Genomic DNA, 8,819 nt, shown 5'->3' with positions numbered 1-8,819 from the left:
CTGAGCGTCAGCGAGTTTAGAAAGTTTAGGAGATTTAAATTGACAGATATTAGAGCTTCTTTGCGTAGTGAACGCTTTCTTAAATGCAGAACCCATACGGAAGATTTAACATTAAAAACGTCGCAATATCCTTTTAATAACTATATAATATTATTTAAATAAAACTTTACTGGAGGAATTTTATAATGAACTTAAGAATCTCACATGACTCATTAGATGTAAATTGGAGTTTAATACCTGAAATTTTAAAGCAAGTTGGAATGGGATATTTTGATGCAGAGACTCATAAAAGAGCATTTGACAATAGTTACACTGTAGTATTTGTTTACGATGATGATAGGCTAGTTGGCTTTGGAAGAGCTCTTTCAGATGGAGCCTATCAAGCTGGAATTTATGATGTAGCAGTAATTCCTCAGTATCAAGGAAAGGGTATTGGTAAAATGATTATTGAGAATATAATAGAATCTATTCCTCAGTGTAATTTCATATTATATGCAGCTATTGGTAAGGACAAATTTTATGAAAGTTTAGGCTTTAAAAAGATGAAAACTGGTATGGCACTATTTAAAAATGCTGAGTTAATGCAGCTTAATGGATTTACTGAATAATAAAAAGGACCTTATTTTATAAGTTATAATCAAAGAACAATTTCGATAAATTATTTAAATCAAATCTTCCATTCTACATAAAATAACTTCCTAAAATTTTCATAATATGTTAACATTATAATGAAACATCTTAATAAATTAAGATGTGCTGATTTATAACAAAATCATAGATTTTTACAAATCATGCATGAAACATCTTAATAAATTAAGATGTGCTGATTTATACATATTAAATCATTATTATACAGTTTAGGAGTGGGTGAAATTGTTATACAATAAAGATTTGATTATCAATAAAAGGTCAATAATTTATTTCTTCATTTTATCCACTTTAGCTATTGCATTAAATTATTTTGCAATAAATTTATTTCTAGGTTTATACGTTTTCTTGGGAAGTATATCCATATTTTTAATTATGGACATATACGGCCCTATTCCTGCCTTTGTTATAAGTATATTGGCAAGCTTGCATAACTATCCTTTATTAAATAGATGGGATTCACTTATCATATTTCCTTTAGAAATACTTATAGTTTTTCTATTACAGAAACGAAATAAATACTTAATAGTTAGCGATTTAATATTTTGGATTTTTATTGGTGTGCCTATATCTGCAATTTCTTCGAAATTTATATTTGATGCAGAGTTTTCTCACATGATTATAATTTGTTTAAAAGCAATCATAAATGGTATATTAAATTCATTTTTTGCAAGCATAATTTTAACTCATTTTCAACTTAAAAGGAAAGTTATAAAGTGTACTAAAAATTCTTTGATACCAGTAAGTCGAATATTTTTTAATATAGTTGCAGGCTGTATATTAATTCCTTCTATACTTCTTACCACTATAATTTATAAAATTAAACTCACTGATACACTAAAAGATCTAAAATATAAGATAAATAAGAGATCAGAATTTATAATTACAAAATCCATAAATATTAATTCACTTTATGAAGCCATAAATACTGACTATTTTGGTAACAATCAATCTGTAATTCTAACTGATGATAAATATAAAGTTATATCTATTGGTAATCCTAATAGGAACCTTTCAGTTAACTATACTATTTCAGGATATGAACAATCTAATATATATTTAGGAAACTACGGGATATTGCTGTCTCCTACATATAAAAATTTATCTCCTATGCATAAGTGGAAGTATTCTTTAGTTGTTAAAGAATTAAAACTTACTATTGATAATACTAAATTTCGGGTTATTATAGAAACACCCATTAAATCTTATTACGAACAAATGGAATACTTCTTTATTCAAACCTTATCTATTATAACACTTTTAATTATTTTAGGACTTATATTGGCTTTAATAGCTTCTGATGCATTGACAAAGCCTATAAAAGAACTCACTATTACAACTGCAAATCTACCAAATAAGATTTTTAACAATGAGACTATAAATTGGAATTCAAGTTTAGTTCATGAATATACTACCTTAATTGAAAACTTTAAAATAACTTCAGATAAATTAAAGGAAAAGTTTAATCAAGCCAATATAGCAAGAAATGCTCTTGAAACTATGGCTTATGAGGATCCCTTAACCAAACTTCCAAATAGAATTGCCTTTAATGATAAATTTAATGAAGTTGCTGCTGGCGATAATAAAACCTTTGGAGTTATGCTTCTAGATTTAAATAGATTTAAAATTGTAAATGATACCCTGGGACACCATTTTGGAGATGAGCTTTTAAGATTAGTTTCAATGAGAATTAATTTAGCTATAGGTTCTCTTGGTACACTTTCTAGAATGGGTGGCGATGAGTTTACAATATTAATACCTAATATAACCGAAGAAAGTGACTTAGCTATTATAGCTGATCAAATAATAACTACATTATCTACTCCATTTGTATTCAAAAGCAAAGAATTTTACATTGGCGTAAGTATTGGAATTTCAGTTTATCCAAAGGATGGGGAAAGCTATACTTCCCTTGTGCGGAATGCTGATATGGCAATGTATAGAGCAAAACTTAACTCTGGATTAAGTTCATATAAGTTCTTCAATAACTCAATGAATGAGGAATTAAATGAGAACTTAAAATTGGAAAGTAGTCTTAGGCATGCAGTTAAAAATAATGAGTTTATGCTTTACTATCAACCTCAACAATCTTTAAATACAGAACGTGTAATAGGAATGGAAGCACTTTTGAGATGGAATAGCCCACAATTTGGCATAATGCCCCCATCTAAGTTTATACCGATTCTTGAAGAAACAGGCCTTATTATGGAACTTGGAGAATGGGCTATACGAGAAGCTTGTACACAAAATAAATCACTTCAAGATATGGGCATTAAACCTGTTAAAGTTGCTGTAAATCTTTCAGTAAAGCAATTTCTTGATATTAACTTTGCTTATAAAGTACAAAAAATATTAGAAGAAACAGGTCTTGATTCAAAATGGCTTGAACTCGAAATTACAGAAAGCATAGCTGTTCAAGATGTAGCTCTTACAATTAATATACTTAACAAACTTCATTCGATGGGAGTTAGTATCTCCTTAGATGACTTTGGTACAGGCTTTTCTTCCTTACAATATTTAAAACATTTTAAAATAAACACCTTAAAGATAGACGCATGTTTTATCCGTGACATGGTGAGTGATGAGGATTCTAAATCTATAGTCGATACAGTTATATCTCTTGCTAAAAATCTTAAACTTAAAGTAATTGCTGAAGGTGTTGAAACCAGGGAACAATGGACTCTACTAAAAAAACAAAAATGTGATGAAATTCAAGGTTACTATTATAGCAAGCCTTTGCCCTTTGAAGAAGTTTCTGAGTTTTTAGAAGTCATAGATAACAGAAATTTAATGACAGCACCTATTATACGTTAAAAAGAAATTACGACGTTTTTAATGCTCTGGGTCGTATAGAATTTTCTTCATGTGAACTGCTGAAGGAAGAAATTAAGGGAGCTGAATTTCTAAAATATTTTAGGGCGGCAGCCTTGGAGGGTACAAGAATTTGTAGGAAATAGACAAAAAAAATTTAGTTTATGAGTTAAAGATATGAAAGTATGATAAAAGATTCTTAATAGAAAATTGGATGATTGGTATTTCCCGACCTATCGGTCTCCGGGCTTCCCAGCCCTTTGATAAGTATAAATTTAAAGGAATTTCGTCAAAACGAAATTCCTTCCTTCAGCAGTGCGGATGAAGACATTTTTAATGTTAAATTTAGTATGGGTTCTGCATTGTAGAAAGCATTGAACAAGTAATTAGAAGCTCTTTATCCCTGAATTTAAAGCACCGTAAAGAACTTTCTACTGTCTGAGCGTAAGCGAGTTTAGAAAGTTTAGGCGATTTAAATTGAGAGATATTAGAGCTTCTTTGCGTAGTGAACGCTTTCTTAAATGTGGAACCCATACAGAAGATTTAACATCAAAAATGTCGTAATACTTTATAGTTTGTTTGACTTAATTAAATCTTCTATATCGTCAAGCATAAGATTTGCGGCCTTAACTCCTCCAGCTGTGTTCCATATAGCATCATCTACTTTATAAACCTTATTGTTTTTAGATACATTTAATGTTTTAAACATAGGGTCTTCTAGATATTCCTTTTCTCTAGCATTTCCCTTACCATCACCTGTTTCATAGGTAAAGTAAAACATAACTTGTCCATCAGCTTCTTTTAATCTTTCTTTTCCTATTTCCACAGTAAATTCATTACTTCTTTGATTTTCAGGTCTTGCAAATCCTATTTGCTTTAAGATAGTTCCAGAGAAAGTATCTCCTAGGTAAATTCTTGTTTTACCAGGCATAAATCTTACTATGGATATTTCTGTCTTTAATTTATCTCCTGCTAATTTTGATATACTTGATATTCTATCATCAAACTTTTTAACTATTTCATTTCCTTCTTTTTCTTTATTTAATGCTTTTGCATAAAACTTAAAGTTATCTTTCCATTCACCTCTTAATGTATTTGAATATATTGTAGGTGCAATTTTAGAAAGCTGATCATATATTTTTTCATGTCTCATTTTATTCCCAATTATTAAATCTGGATTTAAAGCTGCTATTGCCTCTATATTAACTTGGCTCTCTTGTCCTAGGTTTTCAACGCCTTCCATTTCTTTTTCTATATGTTTATACCATGGATCTCCTGTCCATGACTGAACAGCACCTACTGGCTTAATTCCCAGTTCTAATAATGCCTCTGTGCCTTCATTTGTAAGCACTACTATTTTCTTAGGCTCTCCCTTTATTTCTGTCTTCCCCATGGCATGTTCTATTACTCTTTTATTGCTTTCTGCAATTGCTTCTGGTTTTACCTCATTACTCTTTCCTGAGCATGCTGTAATACTTGCAAATGCAGTTAATATTGCTAAAGTTTTTAAAATTTTTCTTGCCTTCATATGTACACCTCTTTTTTAATTTATTTTTATGACGATTTATATATTATCATAAACTTTTTATAATTGCAAATGATTTTCAATTACACTTGTTAATGATTTTCATTGACGGTTAGCTAATAATAGTTTATATTAAAAGTGAACTATTTCAATAAACTTTATACGCACTTAATAGTATATATGAAAGGATGTTTATCTTGATTAAGATTAAAAGAATTAATTTAGAAAGTAATAAATCAAAATTTATAGTATTAGCTGCACTTATTGTTTTTTTAGCATGCTGTTTTTTATGCAGTTTACTTTTAGGTTATATAAAGACCTCCCCTTGGGATTTATTAAATACATATACAAACTATGAAAATACCACTGAGCAGATAATTTTAAGGACTTCTAGAGTTCCTAGAGCTTTAACTGCCTTATTTATAGGTGGCAGCTTAAGCCTTTCTGGGGTGCTTATGCAAACTCTTACCAAAAACCCTATGGCTTCTCCAGGATTACTTGGTATTAATTCTGGTTCTGCATTTTTTATGGTTTTTATATATAGTTATTTCCCTAATTTATCTCAAGATTTTGCTGTACTCTTTTCCTTTATCGGAGCTTTTATAGCAGTAATTCTTGTATATGGACTAGCTGGAGGCTTAAAGGGGTCCGTTCAAACCTTTGACTTAACTCTTTCCGGTGCTGCAATTTCTGCATTCTTTATGTCTTTTACTCAGATTGTATTATACAAAGATGAGAAAACTATGGAAGAAATTTTATACTGGCTTACTGGATCTGTTGAAGGTAGAAGCTTAGATTTGCTATTAAAAGTAATGCCATTTTTAGTTATAGCTTGGATAGTTTGTTTTTTACTTTCAGATAAATTAAATATATTTTCTCTTGGTGAGGAAATGGCTAAGGGTCTAGGACTAAATACAGAATTCTTAAAGCTTAGCATAATCTTATTAGTGGTTATACTTGCTGGTGCTTCTGTGGCAGTTGCAGGTCCAATTGCATTGGTAGGTTTAGTTATTCCTCATTTCACTCGTTTCTTAGTTGGTTCTGAATTTAAATGGATAATACCTTATAGTATAGTCTTAGGATCTATATTTTTATTATCTGCGGATATTGCCTCAAGATTTATCATATATCCAAAGGAACTTCCTGTTGGAGCAGTTACAGCTATTATAGGTACTCCCTTCTTTATCTATATAGCTAGAAAGGCGGAAAATAACTAATGAAAAAGTTTTTGATATTTAGAAAAGGAAATTTTTCTTTAATATATGAAAAAAGAAGTGCTCTTATAGTGCTAATTACTATAATTCTCTCATTATTGTCCTTAATATTTAGTTTAAGCATAGGACAGAAAAATTTATCCTTTATTGAAGTAATTAAAATTTTATTTGATAGAAATCTTACTGGTGGAAATTCCTTAATTGTTAACACTATAAGGCTACCAAGAACTTTAGTTGCATTTTTAGTTGGCGGTTCTTTAGGGTTATCTGGAGCAATACTCCAGGGGGTTGTCAAGAATCCCCTTGCAGCTCCAAATATTATGGGAATAACAGATGGTGGGTCTGTAGGTGCACTTATTTTCTTAACACTATTTACTGACCCTAAGAATAACGCCTTAACAACTAGTATATTTTATATGCCTATATTTGCCTTTGCTGGAGCCTTCTTAGTAGTGATTTTAGTTTATTTTTTATCCTTTAAAAAAGGGGTTACTCCCTACAGGCTTATATTAATTGGTATCGCTATAGCAGGTGCAGCAAAAGCATTGACGTCAATACTTATAATTAATGGGCCTGTTATATTTATAAAAGAAGCTCAACTATGGATTACTGGAACAGTATATGGCACTAATTGGACCCATGTTAAGCTGTTATCCCTTTGGTTTTTGGCTTTATTTTTAATAACCATGATATACATTAGAGAGCTAAACATGCAAAATTTAGACGATAGTATATCTATGGGATTAGGAAGCTTAGTAGAAAAAAATAGATTTATACTTATGATTTTAAGTGCTGCTTTAGCTAGTGGTGCTTCAGCCGTTGGTGGTGGAATTAGTTTTGTAGGACTTATCGCTCCTCATATATCTAGAAAATTAACTAATTCATCCTTTGAAAATATAGCTCCACTATCCACATTAGTGGGTGGAATAATTGTTGTTTTATCAGATGTGGCAGCCAGAACTTTATTTTCTCCTTTGGATTTGCCGGTGGGAATATTTACTGCTGGAATAGGTGCCCCATTTTTTATATATCTTTTAATTAAAAATCAAAGTTCTCTTAAAAGGAGGTAATAAAATGAGTATATCAACCAAAAACTTAACTTTAGCTTATGATGATTATATAGTACTTAAAGATATAAATGTAACAATACCAAAAAATAAAATAACTATATTAGTAGGTAGTAATGGCTGTGGAAAGTCCACATTACTAAAGACTATCTCACGACTTGGAAAACCTCAATCTGGACAAGTCCTCTTAGATGATATTAATATATTTGAAAAGTCTTCAAATGAGATAGCTAAGAAACTTGCTATTCTCACTCAATCTCCTTCAGCACCTTCTGATTTAACTGTATTTAATCTTGTAAAGCAAGGTAGATATCCTTATCAAAGCTTTTTTAGTCAATGGAGCAAGGAAGATGAGAAAATTGTAGATTATGCTTTAGAGAAAACTGGCTTAAGTGATATTAAACATAAAAGAATTTCAGATCTTTCTGGTGGTCAAAAACAAAGAGTGTGGATTGCTATGACTTTGGCACAGCAAACTGATACTCTCTTACTAGATGAGCCTACAAATCATTTAGATATAAAGTATAAAATTGAAGTGCTTGACTTGCTAAAGGAGCTAAATAAAAAAGAGCAGAGAACTATTGTTATAGTTTTACATGATATTAACTTAGCTTGCAGATATGCAGACCATATAATTGCAATAAAAGATGGTAAGGTTTATGCTGAAGGATACCCTAAAAAAGTTATTAGCGAAAAACTTATTAAAGATGTATTTGGAATAAATTCAAAAATAATTGAGTGCCCTTTATTTAAAACTCCTATGTGCATAACATATCAAAATCTTGATGAAGCAATATAAAGAATAAATTGTAAAAGCCTAGTTGAAAACAACTAGGCTTAATAGCTATGAAATCTTTACTGCTGATTTTTTAAGTTCTTCTGGAAGTACAGACCCTTGCCTGAAAAATGCCATGTTTAAGTCTGCTCCTTGAAAATCATAGTCAGTATAATCAGCTAAAGGTAATAATGCATATTTTACACTTTTCTTATACACCTTGCTAAAGAAGTCCCTAGGGATTATTGAGTTTGGAGTAAAGGTTGTCCCAGAAACACTTACATCTGTAAAATCATAATTGGAATAATCTCCTTGTGGCAAGGTTACTTCTTCTAAGCTCATATATCTTATATTTTGAAACAAGTCATAATCACCAGGTAAAATTGACTTTTCATTAAAAGTGCATCCATTTAAATTTACATCCTGAAAATTAAAGTTAGAATAATCCCCCTCTGGAATATATCCTAAATATAAGCTCTTATCTTTTATAACTTGAAAAAGCTCTGGTAGATTAGGAAGGTGAGTTATTGTGTATTTATGATTTTCTAATATATCCCTATAGGTTTTAGTAAAGTCTACATCTTTAAAGTCTTCTAAAGTAAGATGGCTTAAATTACTTCCGTACTTCTCAATTAAATCCTTTATATGCATAATTTAATCCCCCCGCATTTTTATTTAATAGTTAATAGTTCATACTTGTTGTTTTTATACAATTATATGTACACAAACAGCTTTAAATTCCTATTTAATTAAATAAATATATGGTTGGTAATTAAACA

7 protein-coding genes are annotated in these 8,819 nt (G+C 30.3%); 5 read left to right on the top strand and 2 right to left on the bottom strand.

Annotation, left to right across the window (positions count from 1 at the left end; genetic code table 11):
• Positions 1–185 precede the first annotated feature (185 nt).
• Together BSD9I1_RS18825 and BSD9I1_RS18820 are read left to right on the top strand one after the other, a co-directional pair.
• On the top strand, positions 186–608 hold the full coding sequence (locus tag BSD9I1_RS18825; RefSeq protein ID WP_186431622.1) for a GNAT family N-acetyltransferase: 423 nt from the start codon (positions 186–188) through the stop codon (positions 606–608).
• Positions 609–873: 265 nt separating this feature from the next.
• Positions 874–3,462, top strand: a complete 2,589-nt coding sequence (locus tag BSD9I1_RS18820) for a bifunctional diguanylate cyclase/phosphodiesterase (RefSeq protein ID WP_186431621.1) — start codon at positions 874–876, stop codon at positions 3,460–3,462.
• A gap of 565 nt (positions 3,463–4,027) precedes the next feature.
• Here the strand turns inward: BSD9I1_RS18820 and BSD9I1_RS18815 are convergent.
• Positions 4,028–4,987 (bottom strand): ABC transporter substrate-binding protein, encoded by a 960-nt coding sequence (locus BSD9I1_RS18815; protein WP_186431620.1) that lies wholly within the window; start codon positions 4,985–4,987, stop codon positions 4,028–4,030.
• Between the two features lie 194 nt (positions 4,988–5,181).
• On the opposite strand from BSD9I1_RS18815, the gene BSD9I1_RS18810 reads away from it, so the two are divergent.
• The 3 genes from BSD9I1_RS18810 to BSD9I1_RS18800 are packed head-to-tail and all read left to right on the top strand — an operon-like array spanning position 5,182 to position 8,064.
• Positions 5,182–6,201, top strand: a complete 1,020-nt coding sequence (locus tag BSD9I1_RS18810; protein WP_242966565.1) for an iron ABC transporter permease — start codon at positions 5,182–5,184, stop codon at positions 6,199–6,201.
• Entirely contained in the window at positions 6,201–7,268 is a 1,068-nt protein-coding gene (locus BSD9I1_RS18805; protein ID WP_186431619.1) for an iron ABC transporter permease, read from the top strand. The genes BSD9I1_RS18810 and BSD9I1_RS18805 overlap by 1 nt, the downstream gene beginning before the upstream one ends.
• A gap of 4 nt (positions 7,269–7,272) precedes the next feature.
• A complete protein-coding gene (locus BSD9I1_RS18800) occupies positions 7,273–8,064 on the top strand; it encodes an ABC transporter ATP-binding protein (protein ID WP_186431618.1) in 792 nt (263 codons plus the stop codon).
• A 45-nt stretch (positions 8,065–8,109) separates the two neighbouring features.
• Here the strand turns inward: BSD9I1_RS18800 and BSD9I1_RS18795 are convergent, their stop codons facing one another.
• Positions 8,110–8,691: a hypothetical protein gene (locus BSD9I1_RS18795; RefSeq protein WP_186431617.1), complete on the bottom strand. Its 582-nt coding sequence runs from the start codon at positions 8,689–8,691 to the stop codon at positions 8,110–8,112.
• Between the last annotated feature and the right edge of the window lie 128 nt (positions 8,692–8,819).

The organism is Clostridium sp. BSD9I1, from assembly GCF_900185645.1.
GTDB lineage: Bacteria > Bacillota > Clostridia > Clostridiales > Clostridiaceae > Clostridium_AK.
Note: the sequence above shows the minus strand (reverse complement) of the source record. Positions and strands in the feature narration are given on the sequence as shown.

What these genes read in the sequence shown, in the direction of transcription:
- BSD9I1_RS18815 (WP_186431620.1), bottom strand. Translation starts at nt 4,987, where the DNA reads ATGAAGGCAAGAAAAATTTTAAAAACTTTAGCAATATTAACTGCATTT.
- BSD9I1_RS18805 (WP_186431619.1), top strand. Translation starts at nt 6,201, where the DNA reads ATGAAAAAGTTTTTGATATTTAGAAAAGGAAATTTTTCTTTAATATAT.
- BSD9I1_RS18800 (WP_186431618.1), top strand. Translation starts at nt 7,273, where the DNA reads ATGAGTATATCAACCAAAAACTTAACTTTAGCTTATGATGATTATATA.
- BSD9I1_RS18795 (WP_186431617.1), bottom strand. Translation starts at nt 8,691, where the DNA reads ATGCATATAAAGGATTTAATTGAGAAGTACGGAAGTAATTTAAGCCAT.
- BSD9I1_RS18825 (WP_186431622.1), top strand. Translation starts at nt 186, where the DNA reads ATGAACTTAAGAATCTCACATGACTCATTAGATGTAAATTGGAGTTTA.